A 21,608-nucleotide genomic window follows, 5' to 3' on the forward strand; every position below is an offset into this window, starting at 1 on the left:
ATATGAATCGATTAATTGGAAAGTGGTGTAAATTGCAGTGTGAAATGATTCATCCAAACAAAAAAGGAATGGAGATGGTTCAAGTAGCAATTCTTGTTGCCATAGCAGTAGGATTGGGTTTGATTTTTAAGGAAAGAATCGGTGCATTTATAACGAAAACTTTTGATGGATTGATGAACAGTGGTTTTTAATGTATTACACTCAAAAAGAGGAGAGGCACTGGTTGAAGCTGCATTGATTTGGCCATTTATAATTCTTTCTGTTTTAGCAGTACTCACTATGGTGATGAGTTTATTTGCGGAAAGCGTTATTTTGTCCTGTTCGCATATGAGTCTAAAAGAAGTAGCAGGAGAGTGGACACAAACAGTTTCTTTCTCTGAAGAACTTCCGATATTTAAGGAAATGCTTCCTTCAAAAGATGTGCCGAAGAGGTTGCAAATCAAAGAGGAATCCTGGATGAATCAAAGTAGAATTCCTATTCCGAGAGAAACGGTAGAAGGGCATTTTGCTTTTTATTGTTTATATCCTAATTTATCTATACGTATTAATAAAAATTATGGTGGATTTGGATTTTTAAAGGAACGATACAAAAAAGAAACAAATTGCCAGTACCAGTGCATCGATGAAGCTCAATTGATCCGTAATTGGGACTATGCAGCTGAAGTAATAGATGAGGTAAAAAACAATGATAAGAAGTAAGAAAGGGAGCTTATCTGTTTTTTTAATGATAACCTTTATAAGTATTCTGCTTGTGATAGTAATGCTGACCGAAGTCGTCTCTTCTACCGCAGCACGAAGCTATACAATGGCAATTTTAGAATTAGCTGGAAGATCGACATTGTCAAATTATCATCTTGCATTAAAAGAAGACTATGGATTATTTGGTATGTTAATGGATGAAACAGAGATAAAGGAAGAATTTTTATTTTATTCTAAGCAGACGATGCAACCAAATTCGATATCTAAAAATAAGGTTAGGCTTTTAAATTTACAGCTTAAAAATGTGGAAATTGAGTGTGATGAATATTCATTAACTAATTGTGAATTCTTTGAAAAGCAGGTGATGGATTATATGAAATACAGAGCCCTAGGTGACGTTTTAATGGATTTGAATAGTAAAAAAGCACAGGAAGTACTTGGTCGAAAGCAGGATGAGGTTGACGATCTGGTTAAAGAAACAAAAGAACTTGAAAATACAACGCAACTTATGCAAAAGATAAAACCTATTTTATCAAGATATGAGAATGATTTAGATAAAACTAAGAAATTAGAGAAGTCTTTTCAACGTTGGCAGGAATTAAAGAATTCTGATGATGAAAATAGCGCTAAGGAAGCGAGTATACTGGAAAAACACCTATTCAGAGAATGGTCAAGAATACAAAAGATGTTTCGATCCATAGAAAATCAAATTGATGAAGTTTATTATTATTATGGAGATGGCGTTTTATTTGGGGAAAGTGGAAAAAACATAATACAGCAAATAGAAAGCATAAGGGAAGAAATTACATTTTTTTTATCAATTTCTGTAGATGATTTGAACGCTGTATTTTTAAAACTTAAAGAAAAAGAAGGTAAAACAAAACGTATCCATTTAAAACGGCAAATTCAAAGCTATTCAAATTTAAAAAAAGACAACAAAGAAACAGAGACAAAAAGTCTTCAAAATGAAGCGGTAATTTCTTATTTGCCATCACAACAAATGGAGCAGCGAAGTTGGAGTTTTTGCGGTCTTCAATCGATTACAGATCGAACCGATTTTTTATCAGAAGCAAGGAATCAATTTCTGTTAAACCAATATATTTTTCATATGTTTTCAACGCAAATGACAAAAAATCGCAAGAAGGAGACATTTTTTCAAAATGAAGTAGAATATCTTTTGTTTGGTGATTTTCAGGATGCAAAAAACAAAAGAAAAGCAGAGCAATGTATTTTTGGAGTGCGTGCAGCAGCAAATTTAGTTTATTTATATAGCAACAATCAAAAACAAAGAGAATTAGCAGCAGCTGCCGCAAGTATAACACCGGGACCGGAAGCTGTGATTACACAATGTGTACTAGCTTCACTATGGAGCTGTGCAGAAGCACGAAACGATTTAAACATATTACTGGAGTCGGGTAGCATTCCATTATTTAAAAGTGATAATTCTTGGGCTCTCAGCCTAGATGCCGTTTTATCTGGTTATAACAATAAAACTATAGATACAAAAGCTTCAAACGGATTAAGTTATAATCAATACTTAAATTTGTTTCTCTATTGTTCGCAAAAGAAATCAATTCTTATTCGTATGATGGATTTGATTCAAATTAATCTGCAAGGACGCAATGACAGGGAGTTTCTACTTTGTAACTGTAAGGGAGGATTTCTTTTTCATGGAGAGGTATGGAAAAAAAGTGTTTTAGGAGAAGCAAAAGAAATAGGGTTAATTCGTAAAGGGAAAATGGTAATGAGTTATGTATATTAAAACTCATAGTAAAAAGGCTTATGTCATTGTAGAGGCGGCAATTTTTTTACCGATTTTTATTATAGCACTTGTTACGATTGGTTATGTATTACGTGGTATCGGAATGACAGAAACAGTAATGCATTGCCTTTCAAATCAAGGACATAAACTATGTGTAGAAGGTTATATAAAAAACAGAAATTATGATGTGCTTTTAAAAACAGAGAACATACCCCATTCTGAGAATTTAAAAAAAATGGCAGAAGAATGGGTTTCTCAAGAAACATTATTTTGGCGTGTACAGCACCAACTTAGTGAAGAAACCGGAAATTGGGTTCAAAATTTAGATTTAGCTCAATTTAAAGAGAATTATGAGCAAGATGGAAGAAATGGATTGATAAAAGCTTCTTTTGAGTATGATATTCCTATTCCTGTACCATCGATGTTTGTTTCAAAAATGAATTTTCAGGAAAATATTGTTGTACGTTCTTTTATCGGGAGAGATTCTTTCGGAGAAGCAAGAAGCTTTTCTGATATGGAGAGAAAACAAGATGCACAAACGGTATATATTTTTCCAAGAGCGGGTGAACGATATCATAATAAGAATTGCAGGATATTACGAGAGACAGCAAAAAAAATAATTTTAAGTACAAAAGGAAAGAAAAAGTATAAGCCTTGTAAAGTTTGTCATCCGCAATCATTGCCGATTGGAAGTATGGTGTATGTCTTTGAGCAAAGCGGTCAAGTGTATCATAGAGGAAACTGTACTTCTGTAGATCGTTTTTTTGTACCTATGGAAAAAGAGGAAGCAGAGAGAAAAGGGTATACCCCCTGTCATATTTGCGGAGGTGAAGCCAATTGATAGCATGGAAAGGAAAAGAAGCAGAAATTGAAACGATAAATGGGAAAAGAACAATAAAATTAGAGATGTCTGAATGCCCCATTCCTTTTTACCAAAAAGAAATTTTAAGCTTATCCTCTACGGGATATTTTTTGCCAATGAAGTTTGTATTCTTGGAAGAAACTTGCCAAATTTATTATGATTGCTCAGAACGAATTTCCTTAGAGCAATATTTAAAAGGCAAAAGAGAAAATGGAATTTTCTCTTTTGTAGAGCAGGGAATCCAACTTCTAGAACATTTTCTTGAACAAATACAGCAAGGAGAAAATCATTTATTATTTTTAGCGGATTATCAATTATCTTTTGATTTACTTTTTGTAAATGAGAAGAAGCAAAAAGTAGAGTTATTATTTTTGCCAAAAGAAAAAATAATAGACTTTTCAGAAGAGTGGAAAAATATATTAACTAAAATAGAGCAAATTATGAACGATAAACAATGGAGTGTCTACAGTCAAAAATTGATTTTTCTTCAAATGGAACATAATTTTGGAATAGAAGAACTTTTAATTTGTTTGAGGGATATGAAAGGACAGATTTGTTATTCATGAATTATAAAAATACATAAAAAGCCGGGCTGAAAGCCCGGCTTGCTTGTTGATGTAAATTGTAAACTATCTATCGTTTCTGAATTGTCTACGTTCGTTTTTCTTTGAATCTCTACATTCTTTACATCTTTTTGGTTCGTTGTCAAAACCTTTTTCCTTGTAAAATTCCTGTTCACCTACAGTAAAAATAAATTCTTTTCCGCAGTCTTGACATACGATTGTTTTGTCTTCCATTGATTTCCCTCCAGAATAATAAAAAAAAAATAAACCAGCAATATTTAAATAAACTCATGGGGGCGATTTTCCAAAAAGATGATCGAACCATTGGCATTTAAATATCTTATGGGTAGTATAACCTATTTAGCAAAAACTGTCTATAAATTTTTTGAAAAATCTTTAAATTATAATGAAAAATAAATATTTTTATTATTCTTATTATTTTTTTTGCATAACACTTTGACTGACAACCGTACAAGCTATATAATATATAAGATTATACACTCATGATTCTTTATAAAAAGAAAGAAATGAGGGAGGAGGACTATCTTCGTATGGATAATAATGCAATCATTCAAATAAAAAATCTTACAAAAATATATAAAAGCCGATCTTCTGAAGTAAAGGCTTTGGATGGAATTGATTTAACCATTCATCGTGGGGATATTTTTGGAATCATTGGTATGAGTGGAGCCGGAAAGAGTACACTGGTCCGCTGTATGAATTTATTGGAACGACCAACTTCCGGAGAGGTTTTGTTTAACGGTATCGATTTATCTTCTCTTAATGATCGAAATCTTCGATTGGCAAGACAAGAAATTGGTATGATTTTTCAGCAATTTAATTTACTGATGCAGCGAACAGTAGAAAAAAACATTCTATTTCCAATGGAGATTGCTGGTATTGATCATGTAACGGCTAAAAAACGTGTGGATGAGCTATTAGATATTGTTGATTTAGCAGATAAAAAACATGCTTATCCTGCACAGCTTTCTGGAGGGCAAAAACAGAGAGTTGCAATTGCGAGGGCGCTGGCTACCAACCCGAAGGTTTTACTATGCGATGAGGCAACAAGCGCATTAGACCCTAAGACGACTCGCTCGATTTTATCTTTATTAAAGGATATTAATCACCGACTTCGTATTACGATTGTAATCATTACGCATGAAATGAGTGTTATTGAAGAAATATGTAGTCATGTTGCAATCATTGATCAAAGTAAAATTGCAGAAGTAGGAAAGGTAGAGGACATTTTCTCGCATCCAAAAACGCTATCTGCGCAAAGACTTGTACATCCAATCAATCAGAGTATAGATTTTGGCCTAGAGAAAAAGGGAAAGCATTTTCGAATTGTATTTGATGGTAATTCTTCGTTTGAACCTGTGATTGGAACAATGGTTCTTGCATGCAAGTCTCCGGTTAATATTATGTTTGCAGATACCAAGAACATTGATGGAAAGGCATTCGGGCAGATGATTATTCAATTACCGGAAGATGAAACAATCGCAAATAAAATGATTCAATTTTTGTCCACGCAGAATGTTTCTGTAGAGGAGGTGTATAATTTTGCTGAGTAATTTTTTTGTGCATATAAATGAAACAACGATTCATATGATACAAATGGGTATTTTGGAAACACTATATATGACATTGGGTTCTACTTTAATTGCATATATTATTGGACTTCCGGTTGGGGTTGTTTTGGTTATTACAGATAAAAATGGATTTTACCCAATAAGATGGTTGAATGGGGTATTAAACGTTGTAGTGAACATTTTACGTTCTATACCGTTTTTAATTTTACTCTTTGCAATTATTCCGTTTACACGTTTAGTAGCGGGAACCTCGATTGGATCGACAGCGACGCTGGTTCCTCTTGTAGTATCGGCAGCGCCTTTTGTTGCAAGAGTTGTAGAACAGTCTATAAAAGAAGTGGACGGTGGTGTGATTGAAGCGGCACAAAGCATGGGAGCTTCTCCAATGACGATTATCTGTAAGGTGCTTCTTCCGGAAGCAAGACCTTCTTTATTAGTAGGATCGGCAATTGCAGTGACTACGATATTGGGTTATTCGGCGATGGCCGGTGTTGCAGGCGGCGGTGGATTAGGTGATATTGCAACACGGTTTGGGTTTATACGTTATCAAAAGGATATTATGTTAATTACCGTAGCGCTTTTGGTCATCATTGTACAGATTTTACAGGGAATTGGAATGTATATTGCTAAAATAGGTGATAAGAGAACGATTGGATAACCAAGTTCTCTTCATAAAATAAACAAATAGGAAATGGAGGAATTCAGATGAAAAAAACAGTAGGAATTACACTTGCGATTCTGTTACTATCCGTTGGGTTGCTTGCAGGTTGCGGTGGAGAAAACAAGGCACCAAGTGAGGATATGACCGTCATTAAGGTAGGCGCTTCCACCACTCCCCATGCAGAAATTCTAAATGCTATAAAAGAAGACTTGGCAGCAGAAGGTTATGATTTGCAGGTAATGGAGTTTACCGACTATGTATTGCCAAATATGGCGTTGGATGATGGATCTTTGGATGCAAATTACTTCCAGCATCAACCATACTTAGATGATTTCAATAAGGAAAGAAATATGAATTTGGTTTCCGTTGCAAAGATACATTATGAACCTTTAGGTTTATATCCTGGTAAAAAAACTTCCTTGGATGATTTAGAAGATGGCGATTCTATTGCAGTTCCAAATGATGCAACCAATGAAGCAAGATCCTTATTGCTTTTACAAGATTTGGGTCTTTTAAAGCTGAAGGAAGATGCCGGAATGCTTGCGACACCGAATGACATTGTTGAGAATCCAAAGAATCTAAAATTTGAAGAATTGGATGCAGCACAGGTGGCTAAGGCGCTTCCGGACGTTGCGTTTGGTGTGATTAACGGAAACAATGCCTTATTGGCAGGATTAAATGCAGCAAAGGATGCTGTTGCAATGGAAGCAAAGGACTCTTTGGCAGCAGAAACGTTTGCAAATATTTTAGTTGTTCGAAGCGGCGAAGAAGAATCACCTGCAATTCAAGCATTAGCGAAAGCATTGCAGTCAGATACTGCAAAGAAGTTTATTGAGGAGACCTATGAAGGAGCAGTCGTTCCTGTATTTTAATATGTGAACGTATGAAAATACAAAACTTGGGGAGGTTTAGTATGAGAAATTTTCTTATGAACTGGAATTATAAAAAACATGCAGCAACTGTCAGTAGCTTTTATTTAGGACTTGCAATATTAGGAAATGCTTTTTTGGGAAAAAAGGTACCTTCCGATGAAAAGTCTATGCGTCCTGTTACTGTGTGCAAGCAAATGACAAATAAGCAGCATATTTTTAATGGAATATTAACGTTTTGTTATTCTATTGATATGACGCTTTCGTTTCTTTTGTTGAGCTATTGGAAAAAGCAGTATAAATAAAAGATACGGCTTCTCGGCACATCATAAGAAGTAAGCTGAATTTTAAAAACTCGGAAAATAGAAATACTGCAAGAAGGATTACTTCGATTCGTTCTAGGTATTCCGCTGTTTGAGTAAGTCCAGGTGGGTAATAAACCGGATAAGTTAACAGTTCAAATACTTCCGGCCCAAGGGCCAGAACAGTTACAAGATAGGTTATCGCCAATAAAATTACACTGACAAAAAGTCCTTTTGTTGTATCTCTGTACACAGAAGGGCTTTTTTTTCGTAATGAAAGTAGCGTTAACAGAACAAATCCTTCTGCGAAATAGATTATAAAAAACAGGATCGTTGATCCCCAAAATGCATTTATAGATGGATTAATAAAACCGTCAAAGGTTAAAAAACCATGGGTATAGGGTAATTCTATCTTTGAGATACTGGAGCAATCAGCCAAAATCAAAAGAAATAATATGACTGGACCAAGCAACCTTGAAAATAGTTCTAGTACATGAATATCTTTTTTTGCCATTACTGCACAAACAAGTAAGAAAGCAGATGGAAATAGCCATATCGGGGTATCATTGAGTACGCAGGTATGGAAAAAGTCAGTAAAGCAGTACAGTGAAAAGCTGCCAATAAAAATGGAAATAAGCATCGCAGATAATAAAAGCCATTTGCCAATCTCATGATTTTTAATATAACGATAAAAGGCATATAGAATGATTGCTGCTAAGATTGCTGAAATAAAAAAGGAAAACCATACCATGCGATGCATCGGGAAGCATCTTCCGATAAAGAAAAAAGTACCTAGATAGTAAAGGAAAGCAAGATATTCCATGTATCTTGGTTGTTGTTCTTCGCGTAATTCATTCATTTAATGTGTTTCTCCTAATTGTAGTTTTACTTGAGTTTGAAGCTCTACAGGAAGTTTAGGGAATTTTTCTACATCCCAATCTTTTCGCATTAAATCCCATAGGGCACCATTCTCTTCTTTAATGGCTTTTCCAAAGCCAAGAGCATCTGATTTTATATTCTTTTGCATTTTCGAAATGACTTTTTGACACCCATCGGTAATGTTTTGCTGCAGTGCGATTTCCAGCTCCTCTGGTGTATATTTTTTCGAAGAAGAAATTTGAGAAACGGAGGCTTTTGTCTTAATGAGTATTTGTAAGACTGTTTTTCCATCTTCTGTTTTTGGAACCAGTTTTGTTTGATTATTTTCTATACGGAATGTAATGCTCCCGTCAGAGGTAGAGATATTTCCGCGTTCTACACGGTTTTGAAGAAAAAGGAAGTAAATCGTTTCTTCTTGATTCAATGATCCGACTAATTTATCTTCACGAAAGATTGCAGTTCCATTCACTACGGCCATATCTTCTCTTGCAGATACAATCGGAATGGACAATTGTATTCCTTCGCTTTTCAGAATATCAATTGCCTGATATACTTTTGTAGGTGCAGCAGTAGCGACTCCTTGAGAAGTAACTAGCATTTTATCTAAGTCTAAGAATTTAATATTTGTAGACGATGTTTTTAAATCTAAAACTTGTGATGAATACGGTAAATTTGAGACCAAAAGATTGATAGAAATTCGCATTTTATAATTTCTTAGAACATAGTCAAGCAGAGGAGTAATTCCTTGATTTTTTGCAATTGAATTACTGATTACAAATGTTTTTGCATGGCTCCAATATGTTTCTCGGCTGTCAACTTCATTACAATTTTCAATAGCTTCAGCCAAAGATCTTCCATCTGCATAAATGGTTTCTACAACATTATCTTCTGATGCCGTACTAATGCTTTTATTTACGATTTCTCCGGTAACGCGATAGCGATTGGTTACCGTGTCATAATCGATTGCTGCACCAGACAAGATTGACATATCGTTAATCTCTTTCATGCTTTTACAACCTGTAAGCATCATAGAGAAGCATAAAATCAAACATAAAAATAGCGTAGCATTTAAGTTTGCTTTCTTCATTTTACTGACTCCTTTGCCTTGTACGATTATAAGGTGAAATATAAGAAGGACGTAATTTCATCTTAAACCAAGGGGAACGGATAAAGGTATCCTGGCATTTTTGAGGGAAGCTGGTGGATAGTGAGGATAGATATGGGAATCCAAAACTTTTCATCGAACTCAAATGAATCATTACGCTGATAACACCCAAAAGATATCCAGGAAAACCTAATATGGATGCTAAAATAAGCCATAGAATTCGGAATAGAATTGATGGACTTTTTAAATATGGAATCATGATGCCGGTTACGCCTGTAAAAGCTACAATGATGACGACCGGTATACTTACGAGCTTGGCTTCAACTGCGGCTTGCCCTAAAACCAGACCTCCTAAAATGGAAAGTGTTTGTCCGAAATTAGCAGGGACTTTTGAGCCACCTTCTAAAATTAACTCAAATGAAAAGATGAGTAAAATCATTTCAAATAAAGTTGGGAATGGAAGCTCCAGCCTTGATTCGGATAGATTCAACAAGAATCGTGTCGGAAGCAGATCCGGATGGAAGGTTACTAGGGCCAGATAGACTGCGGGAAGGCTTAATGTAGTAAAAAATCCAAGCATTCTAAGCCAACGACCGAATGTTCCAACGTAAAAATTGGAATAATAGTCGTCGTTTGACTGAAAATATTCAATAAAGAAAAATGGAGCTGTGAGTACAACCGGTGTACCGTCTATAATAAGTGCTACACGTCCTTCTAAAAGTTTTGCAGCTACGATATCCGGTCGTTCTGTTGATCCGGTTGTCTTAAATGGGGAACGTGGTGAATCCTTAATTAATTCTTCTACATAATTTGTATCTAGAACACCATCAATGGAAATCGATTTCAATCTTTTTTTCATATCATTTAAAACGTCTTTGTTTGCGATTTCATCAATGTAACAAAGCGCAATTTTTGTTTGTGTCTGTTTTCCAATGGTCATAAATTCAAATTTTAAATTTGGATTGCAAATTTTTCTTCGAATTAAGGACAAATTAACAATAATAGCTTCGTTAAATCCCTCGCGTGGTCCGGATAATACTTTTTCTGCAGTTGGTTCTGCGATGGATCGCATAGACCATCCTCTTGTTGAGAGGGATAAACCGTAGTTGCATCCATCAACAAGTAAAATTGTATTTCCGGAGAGTACTTCGGATATCAGCGGTGTCAATTGATTACTTTTAATGATATCATTGGTAAAGAGAACCTTTTCTTCGAGTGTTTCAAGTAAATTATCTTTATCTCGCAGTTGTTTATTTAACATAATCGGTTCTATGATATGTTCATTTATCAATACATTATCAATCATACCGTCTACAAAGAGGATACAACATTTTATTTTAGGATTTTTTTGATTTTGAAATCTTCGAAATTTAATCGTGGTATCAGATCCAAATATCTCATGAAGTTTTGCAACGTTATCCTCCAAATTAATGCTGATATTTTCTTCGAAAGATGGATTAGATTGAATCGACGCTGCTGTTTCAGACTTATTTTTTAATTTATTATTTTTTTTCAGTAAAAAATTCATATAATAATCTTCCTTCTATATATAAGAATGCTTCTTGTTGGCTTAGTATGGTACTTTTTTCTGTTTATTATTCTATGATTATGGTAAAATATAGGCATACTTTTCAAGCTCGTCTCATAAAAATAGTTAGAATGAATTTGAAAAGAGGGGGATTGCTTTGAGAAGACGCGGTCGTTATGGAAAGAGTTTTAATGGATTGTTGTTTTTGCTTGTCATTATTTTTCTATCAGTCTTTTCCGGTTATATGGGAACAAAATATGTGATTGCGCCGATTCTTTACTCTGAACGAGAATCGCAAGAGGAATTGCAATCGGGGGTTGTTGATGAAGGGAGTGTAGCCGCACCTTCTGATTTGAATTCTACCCAAAATGGAATTACAGATAGTAATAATGATTCAAAAGCAGGCAGTCAAAATGATAACAAAACTGGTGAAGATGTCGTAGTTGGAGAACAAGAGGTAAAGGATTTGCCAGAAAAGGCAAACACATCCACAGAAACCGGGAAAACTGTACCTTCCCAGGGAAATACAAACGGTTTATTTTGTTTGCAGTTTGGAAGCTTTTCAAATAAAGAGGCTGCGAGTACCTGTGTGCAGGAGTTGACGCAAAAGAATATATCCACTTTTATAATGGAGAAAGACGGGAGCTTTAAAGTTTTAAGCATTCCTTATGAAACGAAGGAAAAAGCAAACGCTGCGGCAGAACAATTGAAGCCTGTTGTAGAAGATACCTATGTTGTACCAATGTAATCTTTTTAACAATGAAGAAGGCATCCCGAAATATAAATTAGAAATAAATATAGAAAGTAATATTATCAGTAAGGTTAAAAGATAATAAAGAACAAAAGATAAAAAAGTAATAGAGAGGATTGGAAACTATGATTCCACTTTCAACACGAATGCGTCCACAGCATTTGGATGAATTTGTCGGACAACAGCATTTTATATACAAGGATTCATTATTGTATAATGCGATAAAAAATAGAACGTTTGATTCTGCTATATTTTTTGGGCCATCCGGTACTGGGAAAACGACGTTAGCTCGCATTGTAGCAAGAGAAATGGATGCAGATTTTTATGAATTAAATGCTTCCAACACTGGAATAAAAGAATTAAAAGAAATCATTGAAAAATCGAAATTAAAATTTTTCGGTTTGCAAAAACAGACTACTTATGTCTATGTTGATGAGGTTCATCGCTGGAATAAGCTTCAACAGGATTCTCTTCTACAAGCGTTAGAAGAAGGCGTCATTCGATTTATTGGCAGTACAACGGAAAACCCATATTTTGCAGTGAACAATGCTATTTTAAGTCGCGTGCGTTTGATTTATGAATTTAAGGCATTGGATAAAGAAAGTCTTTTTCAAATCCTAAAGCGTGCCATGACGGAGAAAGAGCGAGGCTTGGGAAACTTAAATTTGCAATGGGAAGATGAAGCGTTGCAAATGCTTGCTGACCGAAGCGGAGGCGACGCCAGAGTGGCACTGGATACATTGGGGTTTATTGCGGAAAACTTAAAGAAGCCGGCCAAGGTGGATCTGAAGGCTGTTGGAGAGGCAATGCAAAGGCAAACAAGCTTTTATGATAAAAGCGAGGACAAGTATAATTTACTCTCTGCTTTGCAAAAGTCTATACGAGGCAGCGATCCCGATGCCGCTATACATTATTTGGCAAGACTGATGCAAGCAGATGCGGATATCCTAATGATTGGGAGAAGACTCATGGTAATTGCCAGTGAAGATGTAGGTTTGGCTTATCCAAGTGCTATTTCGATTGTAACATCATGTGTTCAAGCAAGCCAAATGGTAGGTTATCCGGAGGCACAAATTATTTTATCTGAGGCAGTGTTATTATTAGCTTCCTGTCCAAAATCGAATTCTTCAATTCTTGCGATTTCACAAGCTATGACAGATTTAAAACAACGTAAGATTGAGGATGTTCCAAGTCATTTAAAAGACAGTCATTATCAGGGAGCAAAGAAGCGCGGTCTTGGACAAGGATATAAATACCCGCACGATTATGGTGGGTATATAAAGCAACAATATTTACCGGATGATTTATATCGCGAAAATGTAACCTACTATCATCCAACACAAAATGGAAAGGAAAATGCCTTTAAAAAATTTTTAGAGGTACTGGAAAAAAAAGAACGATGACAATTACAGTAGCAGAGCATTCTGGGTTTTGTTTTGGTGTAAGAGAAGCCTTACGTAAAACCGAAGAAACCATTGACAAAAAAAAAGACAATCTAGGAAAAATCTTTACATTTGGCCCATTAATTCATAATGACAGTGTGATTGAAGAATTGGCGCAAAAGGGTGTTGTCGCCATTTTTGATTTCTCTGAAACAAAACCGGGTGATACCGTAATTATAAGATCTCACGGTGAGACAGAGCAATTTTATGAAGAGGCGAAAAAATTTCAAATAAATTTAGTCGATGCTACATGTCCTTTTGTAAAAAAAATTCATGAATTGGTAAAGGAAGCTACTAAACAAGGATACCAAGTGATTATTGTAGGTGACCCAAACCATGCAGAAGTAAAAGGTATAAAAGGATGGACGCAAGATCGCGGAATTGTAGTTTCCTCCATCGAAGAAGCAAAGATGGTAACTGCCGATTCCCTTTTTGTAGTAGCACAGACTACCATTCGGCAAAGTTATTTTGATGAAATTGTATCGGAATTACAAAATAAAAATAAAGTTTTAGTAAAGAATACAATATGTAATGCAACGCAAGATAGACAAAAAAGCTGCATGGAATTGGCTAAAAAATCGGATATGATGATTGTAATTGGAGGTAAAAACAGCTCTAATTCTAAAAAATTATATGAGATTGCCAAAAAAAATTGTGAAAAATCCTATTTTGTTCAAAATAAAAAAGATTTACCATTGAAAGAAGTCACAAAATGTAATAAAATAGGTATTGCGGCAGGAGCCTCGTCTCCTGAACGTATAATTAAGGAGGTTATTGCTGCTATGAGTGAAGCTATTGCTAACAAAGAACTGCATGAAGAAGAAATGAACGGAATGGACGCCTTGATGGATGAGATTGAAAAATCCTTACGGTTGCCATCAAGAGGAGAAGTCGTTACAGGAGAAATCGTTCACGTGACAAATCGATATATTGTCGTGAATTTAGGCTGCAAAAAAGACGGTATCATTCCAAAAGAAGAATTGACTTTAGATGGAGATGAGGAGCTGACGGACTTATTCCAGGAAGGTGACGAAATCCAGGCAAAGGTTATCAAAACTGATGATGGAGATGGAAACATTTTATTGTCCAAGAAAAAGCTCGAAGTCAATGAGCACTGGGATGAGATTAATGAAGCTCTTGAAAATAAATCAGTTGTAAACGCAAAAATTGTAAAAGAAGTAAAAGGCGGCGTTATTGCTGTTTATAAAGAAGTATCCGGATTTATTCCGATGTCTCAGCTTTCCGACCGTTTTGTTGAAAAAGCAGACGAATTTATCGGAAAAGTATTACCGGTAAAAGTAAGTCGTGTTGACCAGAGAAGAAATAAAGCCGTTTTCTCTCATAAGGCTTACTTGTCAGAAGAAAAAGCAAAGAAAGTCGCTGAAATTTGGGAAGGTTTAAATGTAGGAGATATCGTAGAAGGAACTGTAATGCGTTTTACCGATTATGGTGCATTTGTAGATATCGGCGGTTTAGATGGTCTTCTTCACATTTCTGAGATTTCTTGGGGCAAGCTAAAGCATCCGCAAGAAGCTTTAGAAATTGGACAGAAAGTAAACGTAAAGATTCTATCTATGAATACAGAAAAAGGCAAGATCTCTCTTGGCTTAAAGCAGAATCAGCCTGAACCATGGTCCATCATTGATGAAAAATATCAGGTTGGTCAGGTAATTAAGGGTAAAGTAGTTCAGATTAAGGATTATGGTGCATTTGTAGAGCTAGAACCGGGATTAGATGGATTGGTTCATATTTCTGAAGTTGCTTACAAGCGTGTAACAAACATTGCAGACGAAATTTCTGTAGGTCAGGAAGTCGATGCAAAGATTCTTGAGATTGACAAAGAAAGAAAAAGAATCAGCTTAAGCATCAAAGAAACGTTAGAACCACCTATTTTCGAGGAAAACGCAGAAGAAGCGGAAGCTGTTTCTGAAGAAGAATAATTCGCATATAGGTTTCAAATGTTTAATGAGCAGAGCCCTTTTGGCTCTGCTTTTTTATCGAATAGGAAAAATCGTTAATTTTCTCTGTTGCCTATTTTATCATTATTTTATGAGGATTGTCGTATGAGTAACATTATTTTAATTGGAATGCCAGCTTGCGGAAAGAGTACCGTAGGCGTTATTTTAGCAAAGACAGTAGGAAAAACTTTTATAGACACCGACCTGTTGATGCAGGAAAAAGAAGATGCCCTATTGCAAGATATTATTAATATAAAGGGAAATGACTATTTTAAAAAGCTAGAAGAAAAGATTCTTTGTGATTTACAAGTGAAAAATGCAGTTGTTTCTACTGGTGGAAGTGCCGTATATTATGCAAATGCCATGCAGCATTTGAGAGAAAGTGGGAAAATAATCTATTTAAAGCTTCCTCTTTGTGTAATTGAAAATCGTTTAAATAATATCAGTACAAGAGGCATTACGATGGCGAAAGGTGAGACTATTGCCGACCTTTATGAGCGCAGAACCTCTCTATATGAAAAAGAGGCAGATATTGTTTTGGAAACAGAGGGCATGTCGGTGGAAGAAACAGTGGAGGCAATTCTTAAGAAGCTGTAAATGGAGGCAAAATTGAGTTATTTTGAAATGATATTGCTGACTTGTCCATTGATCTTTTTATCCAGCTTTATTGATAGCATTGCAGGAGGAGGGGGATTGGTAAGCTTGCCAGCATATATGATTACGGGAATTCCGGTACACTCTGCTTTTGGATGCAATAAGTTTTCAGCCAGTATTGGTACACTTTTTTCCACTATACGCTATTATAAAAACGGGAAAATACATATAAGAAGTGCTGTAATATCTGCAATTCTTTCTTTATTAGGTGCTGCAATTGGTTCAAAGATGAATCTATTGATTTCTACGATACTTTTAAAAAAAATCTGTATTTTTCTTATTCCTGTAGTAGCCATTGTTGTGCTTTTCGGAAGTAATCGGGTGCGCCTGCGTGAAAAAATGTTAGAAGGACGTTTACTTTATGCTACTTGTGCATTAATTGGATTTTTTGTAGGGATGTATGATGGACTAATCGGACCAGGAACCGGTACTTTTTTTATTCTTGCATATACGTCACTTGTTGGCTTTGATTATGTTACTGCCAGCGGAAATGCAAAAGTGGCAAATTTGGCTTCTAATGTATCGAGTCTGGTGGTATACCTTCTTGCTGGAAAGGTATATTTTGCATTAGCGGTTCCTGCTACTCTATGCAGCATCGCAGGTGGATGGATTGGAAGTGGGATGGCGATTCAAAAAGGTGCACGATTTATTAAAATTATTTTAGTTCTCGTATTAATTGGTATTATATTAAAATTAATGTGGGATTTATATGTATAGAGTATTCCAAAATTTACCGGAATTGCAATCATAATGTAACAGGATTGCAATTTTTTTCTTTATAAATATGATACTATTAATTGATGCTATAATTATAAAAGAGGTGTGTAGAGATGGAAAGAAAGAGAAATCAAATAACATGTATTAAAAAATGGGTTACATCATTGCTTGTAGTGATGATGTTACTAGTGGGAACACCTGAGGTATACGGAGCGTCCGGTAGTGTTAATGTGACCATACCTCAATTTAAGATTCATTTAAATGGAACAACAGTGGATAATACTTATAGGAAATATCCTTTTTTGGTATATAATGATGTCACTTATTTTCCAATGACCTATTATGATTGCCGCTTCTTGGGAGTGGAATCACAGTGGAATGAGAATTCAAGACTTTTATCTGTTCAGAAATCAGATGTTGCTGGATCGTATCAAGATTATAAAACCAATAATAGGAATCAAAAGTCGTATCGGGCTTCTATTTCCAATGATTTTCTTAAAGTAAACGGAACTAGCGTTGATAATAAGAAAGAAACATATCCGGTTTTAACCTTTCGAGGTGTTACCTATTTTCCAATGACCTGGAAGTATGGTGTAGAAAACTTTGGATGGGATTATCGATTTGATAAGGTAAATGGTTTGATAATTAATTCCAAAAATACGACGGTCACAAACGTAACTTTACCATTAGCTAAAATTTCAACTGGAATGGATGAGAATCCATATGAATATCACTGTATTTTAGCAGGGAATCATTATTTCTATGAAGGAAAAAATGGAGCCATTTATATGACTCCGGTTAACAATCCTTCTACAGCTAAAAAAGTATACCAGCTTCCACCATGGTCTTACGGCGATGGCAAACAGCTCGTTTGGGCGCATTTTATGAATGAAAGTGGCAATGCAGTTCTGCACTACCATCAAGGCGGTGCAAGCATGGGATATGATGCTAAACTTACTTTTTCGGCAGATGGTACTTATAAAGAAGAAACTGAGGATTATTTTAACTCTGCTGCATTTGTTGATCCTGTAACAAATGAAAAAAAAGTTGTTTCCGTTTATTATGGTATGTTTAGCCAAGCAGGGAATTTAAGTTTGTCCATAGATGGGGCGGAAGCAACATCACTGGGCGATTCAAAGATTCGTTACTCAGCAACGCCTGTGATAGATGGGGACTTCGCATATGTGGTAGGTGCTCCAGAAAATAACGGTATGGAACAGGCGCATTCAAACTTATATAAAATCAATCTAATAACGAATGAAATTCAGCAGTTAACACAAGATAATACATTTGCAACGGATGTTGCTCTAATGAATCAACAGGAACAAAATAAGAAACAAATTTTAGTAGCAATGGGAATGTTAAAGAATGGAGAGTTTACAGAACGAAGTTTATATTCAATGGATTTAGATGGGAAAAATCAAAAAAAGGTTGCCACCTTAATAAAAGATGCGCCCAATTACATTGTTTTAGGCAGTAGCGTATTTTATACTTCCGGAACCTATGGAAATCAAAAGCTTTTCCGATTGGGAGAAAAAGAGTCCTTAAATCCGCAGGGGAAGTTAACGTCAATGGGACTTGCAGGAGAAGGGTATTTCTATGCAACCTTTAAGGAAGAATCAGAATGTTCCTATCGCTTAATGGTATTTGATTCAAAGGGAAAGCTAGTATTCCGCTCTGCAGATGTTGCACAACAAATTGTTGTGGATCAAGGTCGACTTTGTTATGTCGAACAGAGCGGAACGGTATGCTTAACAAAATTAGCATTGCAATAGAATTTGATTAGAATTAGTTTTGTGACAGAGCAAGAAGTTCTTCTGCACTTTTGATGGTGGTATCGGTGATGTTGATACCGCCCAAAAGCCTTGCAATTTCTTTTACCTTTTCTTCGTGAGAAAGAGGCAGTACCGTTGTTTGGGTAATATCATTTTCAGTGGTTTTTTGGATCTGATAATGATGTTGTCCAAACGCGGCAATTTGCGGTAAATGGGTAATACATATGATTTGATGATTTTGTGCTATTTGTAATAACTTTTTACCGACAATGCTTGCCGTGATTCCACTGATTCCACTGTCGATTTCATCAAAGATCATCGTTGGAATGCTATCGAGTTCACCAACAATGCGTTTAAATGCTAACATAATACGAGAAATTTCACCGCCTGAAGCAATTTTTGCCAAAGGCTTTTCTACTTCTCCTTTATTTGTTGAAATTAAAAACTCTATCTGATCAATGCCTTCTGAGGTAAAAGAAGGTTCTTTTTGAGTTTCTTGAACTTTAAAAGAGATGGAAAGCTTTGCATCGTTAAAATTTAATTCTGTTAATTCCTGATTGATGCTGGTTTCCATTTTTTTTGCAGCATCTTTGCGAAGAGATGAAAGCGTTTGACTGGCAGTCAGCAATTCTTTTTCTAATATAGAAAGCTGTTGCGTCAGTGTTTCTTTTTTCTGATCCGTGTCTTCAATCAGCTCCAAATTTTCTTGAAGCTGTATTTGGTATTCCAGTATTTCTTCAATGGAGTTTCCGTATTTTCGTTTTAAGGCATCAATTTCATCCATTCGGCTGAGTGCTTCATCCAATTCCTGTTCGGAAAAGGAGATGTCATCAATATAGTGTCGAATTTGTGAAGAAAGATCCTCAATCTTATAGTAACAATCGGATAGCAGTTCAGTAAATTCCGAAATTTCTTTTGAAAACAAAGTAATTTCCTCTAACTTCTGTTTGCTTTTTCCTAGACCATCTAAAGCAGATGGGGTATCATTACACAACAGTACATAAGCAGAAGAAAGGTTTTGATAAATGCGTTCGCTGTTTTGCAGAAGTGTGATTCGCTCTTGCAGTTCCTCATCTTCATTAACGGATAGATTGGCAGCTGTAATTTCCTGCAATTCAAACTGCATGAAATCATGCTTTCTTTTTGTATCCTTTTCGGAGCGAGAAAGTGCAGAAAGCGTTTGCTTTACTTTATTATATTCACTAAAAAGAGAAGCAACGGTTTCCTTTGCAGGAAAAATATTTGCTTCATCATAAAGATCGAGTAGGGTAATATGAAGTTCCGGATTTAATAAGGATTGGTGGTCGTATTGTCCATGAATGTCTGCTTCGTATTTACATAACTTATTTAAAAAAGAAACGGAAACCAAAGAGCCATTAATACGGCAAGTACTTTTTCCATTTGCCGTAATTTCTCTTCGGATAATTAATTGTTCTTCCTCCTCCAAACCGTTTTCTTTTAGTAAGGAGGAGACTTTTTCATTTTTTCCGTCTAAGACCAATTCAATGATTGATTTTTCTTTTCCGGAACGAATAAAAGCAGTATCTGCACGGCTTCCCAGTGCAAGACTTACTGCTTCTATAATAATGGATTTTCCAGCACCGGTTTCACCTGTGATTACATTGAAACCGGCATGAAAATCAACATCTAATTCATTAATAATTGCAAAATCTCGGATATGGATATGAGAAATCATAAAAAGACCTCTTATTTCATCATGTCATTAAATTTTTGTATAATAATCGGGACGTTTTCCGGATCATCAGCAACCAACATAAAGGTATTGTCTCCTGCAATAGAACCAATCACATTTGGAAGGTTTAGTGTATCAACTGCTTCTGCTGCAGCAGGCGCACATCCACTTAATGTCTTCACTAAAATAATGTTTCCGGAAGAAGAAATGTTTTGAATGGTTTCTTTGAAAATTTTAACAAATCGATCCGAAATAGGATGATCCAAATTTGTACTGACTGCATATTTGTAATGACCACTGGATGACAGTGTTTTAATTAATTGCAGTTCTTTAATGTCTCTAGAAATGGTAGCTTGCGTGACTTGATATCCTGCTTCTTTTAACAACTCAACGAGTTTGTCTTGGGTTTCAACTTCGTGCTGACTGATAATATCAAGAATTTTGTTTTGTCTTGAATAGCGCATAAGATTCTCCTTAAAGCATTACTTAAAATCAAGAAATGGCTTGCCTTGAAATTATTTATTTGACTGCTTTATTATACCATAAATTTACGTTGTAGCAAGGAAAACAAGCCAATTTTTCAAAGACAAGCCTTCAAAAATATGCTACAATGTATGAGAACTAAAGGAAAGTAAAAATACGACAGGGCGGATACGAAAAATGAAAATTTTAGGAATTGATCCCGGCTATGCAATTATGGGTTATGGTATCGTTGAAATGAAGGGAAATCATTTTAAACCAATTGCATATGGTGCAGTTACAACCGATAAAAATATGCCTATGCCGGATCGTTTGAAACATTTATATACGGGACTTATGGAGGTCATTTCGGAATACGAACCGGATGTTGTTTCCATTGAGCAATTATTTTTTAATACGAATACAACGACTGCGATTTTGGTTGGGCAAGCGAGAGGTGTTGCCATTTTAGCCTGTGCAAATTCCGGTCTTGAGATTTTTGAGTATACACCCCTTCAAATTAAGCAGGGGCTCATTGGATATGGGAGAGCTGAAAAAAAGCAGATCCAACATATGGTGAAAACCATTCTAAATTTAAAACAAATACCAAAGCTGGACGATACGGCGGACGCTTTGGCTGCAGCGATTTGTCATGGCCATTGTGCTGACTTCCATAATCGTTTTGCAAATTTAAAATAATTATTGTCTTTAAAGTTCAATAGAAGTGGAGGCTGGCAATATGCTGCATTATATAAAAGGAACCATTGCAATGAAATTTCCGGGAGGAGTTGTTGTTGAAAACAACGGAATTGGATATGAAATATATGTACCTGACAATTCTGCGCTCTATTTGGCTTCACCGGGAGAAACCATTTCAGTCTATACGGCGATGATTGTTCGAGAGGATGATATTAGTCTCTATGGGTTCTCGGATGAAGAAGCAATTGATTTGTTTCGTAAGTTCATGACGGTCAGTGGTGTTGGCGCTAAAGCGGCGATGGCACTTCTATCTTGTATGCCGGTGGGGGAACTAAAAAAAGCAATCGCTTTTGAAGATGCAAATGCTTTAACCAAAGCAAACGGAATCGGAAAAAAGACCGCACAACGTATTGTATTAGAATTAAAGGAGAAAATCGGCGGTGTCAGCGAATTTGGAGATGCAACTGAGATTGTACACGGAGATAATGGAAGAACGGAAGCAACGAACGGTTTGATTGCACTTGGATACAGCAAGAGCGAGGCTGTAAGCGCTGTTGCTTCCATTGAGGAGAACAATCTATCCGTTGAGGAATACATAAAAATGGCACTCAAAAAATTATTTTAATGAAAGAGGAATG

Annotated in this window: 23 protein-coding genes; 17 read left to right on the top strand and 6 right to left on the bottom strand. The window is 35.7% G+C overall.

What is annotated here, in order from left to right; genetic code table 11:
• Window positions 1-2 precede the first annotated feature (2 nt).
• Genes I2490_RS07260 through I2490_RS07280 form a run of 5 tightly spaced genes read left to right on the top strand, consistent with a single transcriptional unit; the run spans window position 3 to window position 3,889 of the window.
• Window positions 3-191, top strand: a complete 189-nt coding sequence (locus tag I2490_RS07260; protein ID WP_206459728.1) for a hypothetical protein — start codon at window positions 3-5, stop codon at window positions 189-191.
• Window positions 181-699 carry a hypothetical protein gene (locus tag I2490_RS07265; RefSeq protein ID WP_206459072.1) on the top strand — a complete coding sequence of 173 codons (519 nt, stop codon included), beginning with the start codon at window positions 181-183 and terminating at the stop codon, window positions 697-699. The genes I2490_RS07260 and I2490_RS07265 overlap by 11 nt, the downstream gene beginning before the upstream one ends.
• Window positions 686-2,461, top strand: a complete 1,776-nt coding sequence (locus tag I2490_RS07270) for a DUF5702 domain-containing protein (RefSeq protein ID WP_206459073.1) — start codon at window positions 686-688, stop codon at window positions 2,459-2,461. Before I2490_RS07265 ends, I2490_RS07270 begins: the two co-directional genes overlap by 14 nt.
• On the top strand, window positions 2,451-3,302 hold the full coding sequence (locus I2490_RS07275) for a hypothetical protein (protein WP_206459074.1): 852 nt from the start codon (window positions 2,451-2,453) through the stop codon (window positions 3,300-3,302). The genes I2490_RS07270 and I2490_RS07275 overlap by 11 nt, the downstream gene beginning before the upstream one ends.
• Entirely contained in the window at window positions 3,299-3,889 is a 591-nt protein-coding gene (locus tag I2490_RS07280) for a DUF6382 domain-containing protein (RefSeq protein ID WP_206459075.1), read from the top strand. Before I2490_RS07275 ends, I2490_RS07280 begins: the two co-directional genes overlap by 4 nt.
• A 63-nt stretch (window positions 3,890-3,952) precedes the next feature.
• On the opposite strand, the gene I2490_RS07285 is transcribed toward I2490_RS07280, so the two are convergent.
• Complete coding sequence (locus tag I2490_RS07285) at window positions 3,953-4,120, bottom strand: zinc-ribbon domain-containing protein (protein WP_206459076.1); 168 nt, start codon at window positions 4,118-4,120, stop codon at window positions 3,953-3,955.
• Window positions 4,121-4,437: 317 nt separating this feature from the next.
• Here I2490_RS07285 and I2490_RS07290 point away from each other — a divergent pair, with 317 nt between their 5' ends.
• Genes I2490_RS07290 through I2490_RS07305 form a run of 4 tightly spaced genes read left to right on the top strand, consistent with a single transcriptional unit; the run spans window position 4,438 to window position 7,313 of the window.
• The gene (locus tag I2490_RS07290; protein ID WP_206459077.1) at window positions 4,438-5,460 is read left to right on the top strand and encodes a methionine ABC transporter ATP-binding protein; all 1,023 of its coding nucleotides are present in this window, start codon (window positions 4,438-4,440) and stop codon (window positions 5,458-5,460) included.
• A complete protein-coding gene (locus I2490_RS07295; RefSeq protein ID WP_330634597.1) occupies window positions 5,450-6,136 on the top strand; it encodes a methionine ABC transporter permease in 687 nt (228 codons plus the stop codon). The genes I2490_RS07290 and I2490_RS07295 overlap by 11 nt, the downstream gene beginning before the upstream one ends.
• 47 nt (window positions 6,137-6,183) lie before the next feature.
• Window positions 6,184-7,011: a MetQ/NlpA family ABC transporter substrate-binding protein gene (locus tag I2490_RS07300; protein WP_206459078.1), complete on the top strand. Its 828-nt coding sequence runs from the start codon at window positions 6,184-6,186 to the stop codon at window positions 7,009-7,011.
• 41 nt (window positions 7,012-7,052) lie between these two features.
• Entirely contained in the window at window positions 7,053-7,313 is a 261-nt protein-coding gene (locus I2490_RS07305; protein ID WP_206459079.1) for a hypothetical protein, read from the top strand.
• Here the strand turns inward: I2490_RS07305 and I2490_RS07310 are convergent.
• Genes I2490_RS07310 through I2490_RS07320 form a run of 3 tightly spaced genes read right to left on the bottom strand, consistent with a single transcriptional unit; the run spans window position 7,255 to window position 10,822 of the window.
• Complete coding sequence (locus I2490_RS07310) at window positions 7,255-8,169, bottom strand: GerAB/ArcD/ProY family transporter (RefSeq protein ID WP_206459080.1); 915 nt, start codon at window positions 8,167-8,169, stop codon at window positions 7,255-7,257. The genes I2490_RS07305 and I2490_RS07310 overlap by 59 nt on opposite strands.
• The gene (locus I2490_RS07315; protein WP_206459081.1) at window positions 8,170-9,276 is read right to left on the bottom strand and encodes a Ger(x)C family spore germination protein; all 1,107 of its coding nucleotides are present in this window, start codon (window positions 9,274-9,276) and stop codon (window positions 8,170-8,172) included.
• Between the two features lies 1 nt (window position 9,277).
• Entirely contained in the window at window positions 9,278-10,822 is a 1,545-nt protein-coding gene (locus I2490_RS07320) for a spore germination protein (protein ID WP_206459082.1), read from the bottom strand.
• A gap of 157 nt (window positions 10,823-10,979) precedes the next feature.
• Here I2490_RS07320 and I2490_RS07325 point away from each other — a divergent pair, with 157 nt between their 5' ends.
• The 6 genes from I2490_RS07325 to I2490_RS07350 all read left to right on the top strand — a co-directional run bounded on the left by I2490_RS07325 (window position 10,980) and on the right by I2490_RS07350 (window position 18,119).
• Window positions 10,980-11,570, top strand: coding sequence for an SPOR domain-containing protein (locus tag I2490_RS07325; RefSeq protein WP_206459083.1), 591 nt, complete (start codon window positions 10,980-10,982; stop codon window positions 11,568-11,570).
• A gap of 128 nt (window positions 11,571-11,698) precedes the next feature.
• Window positions 11,699-12,976, top strand: coding sequence for a replication-associated recombination protein A (locus I2490_RS07330; RefSeq protein WP_206459084.1), 1,278 nt, complete (start codon window positions 11,699-11,701; stop codon window positions 12,974-12,976).
• Complete coding sequence (locus tag I2490_RS07335) at window positions 12,973-14,955, top strand: bifunctional 4-hydroxy-3-methylbut-2-enyl diphosphate reductase/30S ribosomal protein S1 (RefSeq protein ID WP_206459085.1); 1,983 nt, start codon at window positions 12,973-12,975, stop codon at window positions 14,953-14,955. The genes I2490_RS07330 and I2490_RS07335 overlap by 4 nt, the downstream gene beginning before the upstream one ends.
• A gap of 123 nt (window positions 14,956-15,078) precedes the next feature.
• Window positions 15,079-15,570, top strand: a complete 492-nt coding sequence (locus I2490_RS07340) for a shikimate kinase (protein ID WP_206459086.1) — start codon at window positions 15,079-15,081, stop codon at window positions 15,568-15,570.
• A 12-nt stretch (window positions 15,571-15,582) separates the two neighbouring features.
• On the top strand, window positions 15,583-16,344 hold the full coding sequence (locus tag I2490_RS07345) for a sulfite exporter TauE/SafE family protein (protein ID WP_206459087.1): 762 nt from the start codon (window positions 15,583-15,585) through the stop codon (window positions 16,342-16,344).
• A 113-nt stretch (window positions 16,345-16,457) separates the two neighbouring features.
• Window positions 16,458-18,119 carry a hypothetical protein gene (locus I2490_RS07350; RefSeq protein WP_206459088.1) on the top strand — a complete coding sequence of 554 codons (1,662 nt, stop codon included), beginning with the start codon at window positions 16,458-16,460 and terminating at the stop codon, window positions 18,117-18,119.
• Window positions 18,120-18,132: 13 nt separating this feature from the next.
• Here the strand turns inward: I2490_RS07350 and recN are convergent, their stop codons facing one another.
• Both recN and argR read right to left on the bottom strand, forming a co-directional pair.
• Window positions 18,133-19,815, bottom strand: coding sequence for a DNA repair protein RecN (gene recN, locus I2490_RS07355; protein WP_206459089.1), 1,683 nt, complete (start codon window positions 19,813-19,815; stop codon window positions 18,133-18,135).
• An 11-nt stretch (window positions 19,816-19,826) separates the two neighbouring features.
• The gene (gene argR, locus I2490_RS07360) at window positions 19,827-20,276 is read right to left on the bottom strand and encodes an arginine repressor (RefSeq protein WP_206459090.1); all 450 of its coding nucleotides are present in this window, start codon (window positions 20,274-20,276) and stop codon (window positions 19,827-19,829) included.
• A 196-nt stretch (window positions 20,277-20,472) separates the two neighbouring features.
• Between argR and ruvC the strand changes: the two genes are divergently transcribed.
• Both ruvC and ruvA read left to right on the top strand, forming a co-directional pair.
• Window positions 20,473-20,970, top strand: coding sequence for a crossover junction endodeoxyribonuclease RuvC (gene ruvC / locus I2490_RS07365; protein ID WP_206459091.1), 498 nt, complete (start codon window positions 20,473-20,475; stop codon window positions 20,968-20,970).
• Window positions 20,971-21,010: 40 nt separating this feature from the next.
• Complete coding sequence (gene ruvA / locus I2490_RS07370) at window positions 21,011-21,595, top strand: Holliday junction branch migration protein RuvA (RefSeq protein WP_206459092.1); 585 nt, start codon at window positions 21,011-21,013, stop codon at window positions 21,593-21,595.
• Window positions 21,596-21,608: the final 13 nt, after the last annotated feature.

Source organism: Anaerovorax sp. IOR16 (genome assembly GCF_017168145.1).
Taxonomy (GTDB): Bacteria; Bacillota; Clostridia; order Peptostreptococcales; family Anaerovoracaceae; genus IOR16.

Excerpts from the sequence above, each read along its gene's own strand:
- I2490_RS07305 (WP_206459079.1), top strand. The coding sequence starts at position 7,053 with ATGAGAAATTTTCTTATGAACTGGAATTATAAAAAACATGCAGCAACT.
- I2490_RS07330 (WP_206459084.1), top strand. The coding sequence starts at position 11,699 with ATGATTCCACTTTCAACACGAATGCGTCCACAGCATTTGGATGAATTT.
- I2490_RS07260 (WP_206459728.1), top strand. The coding sequence starts at position 3 with ATGAATCGATTAATTGGAAAGTGGTGTAAATTGCAGTGTGAAATGATT.
- I2490_RS07350 (WP_206459088.1), top strand. The coding sequence starts at position 16,458 with ATGGAAAGAAAGAGAAATCAAATAACATGTATTAAAAAATGGGTTACA.
- I2490_RS07300 (WP_206459078.1), top strand. The coding sequence starts at position 6,184 with ATGAAAAAAACAGTAGGAATTACACTTGCGATTCTGTTACTATCCGTT.
- ruvA (WP_206459092.1), top strand. The coding sequence starts at position 21,011 with ATGCTGCATTATATAAAAGGAACCATTGCAATGAAATTTCCGGGAGGA.
- I2490_RS07335 (WP_206459085.1), top strand. The coding sequence starts at position 12,973 with ATGACAATTACAGTAGCAGAGCATTCTGGGTTTTGTTTTGGTGTAAGA.
- I2490_RS07315 (WP_206459081.1), bottom strand. The coding sequence starts at position 9,276 with ATGAAGAAAGCAAACTTAAATGCTACGCTATTTTTATGTTTGATTTTA.
- I2490_RS07310 (WP_206459080.1), bottom strand. The coding sequence starts at position 8,169 with ATGAATGAATTACGCGAAGAACAACAACCAAGATACATGGAATATCTT.
- I2490_RS07275 (WP_206459074.1), top strand. The coding sequence starts at position 2,451 with ATGTATATTAAAACTCATAGTAAAAAGGCTTATGTCATTGTAGAGGCG.
- I2490_RS07290 (WP_206459077.1), top strand. The coding sequence starts at position 4,438 with ATGGATAATAATGCAATCATTCAAATAAAAAATCTTACAAAAATATAT.
- argR (WP_206459090.1), bottom strand. The coding sequence starts at position 20,276 with ATGCGCTATTCAAGACAAAACAAAATTCTTGATATTATCAGTCAGCAC.
- ruvC (WP_206459091.1), top strand. The coding sequence starts at position 20,473 with ATGAAAATTTTAGGAATTGATCCCGGCTATGCAATTATGGGTTATGGT.
- I2490_RS07340 (WP_206459086.1), top strand. The coding sequence starts at position 15,079 with ATGAGTAACATTATTTTAATTGGAATGCCAGCTTGCGGAAAGAGTACC.
- I2490_RS07285 (WP_206459076.1), bottom strand. The coding sequence starts at position 4,120 with ATGGAAGACAAAACAATCGTATGTCAAGACTGCGGAAAAGAATTTATT.
- recN (WP_206459089.1), bottom strand. The coding sequence starts at position 19,815 with ATGATTTCTCATATCCATATCCGAGATTTTGCAATTATTAATGAATTA.
- I2490_RS07320 (WP_206459082.1), bottom strand. The coding sequence starts at position 10,822 with ATGAATTTTTTACTGAAAAAAAATAATAAATTAAAAAATAAGTCTGAA.
- I2490_RS07270 (WP_206459073.1), top strand. The coding sequence starts at position 686 with ATGATAAGAAGTAAGAAAGGGAGCTTATCTGTTTTTTTAATGATAACC.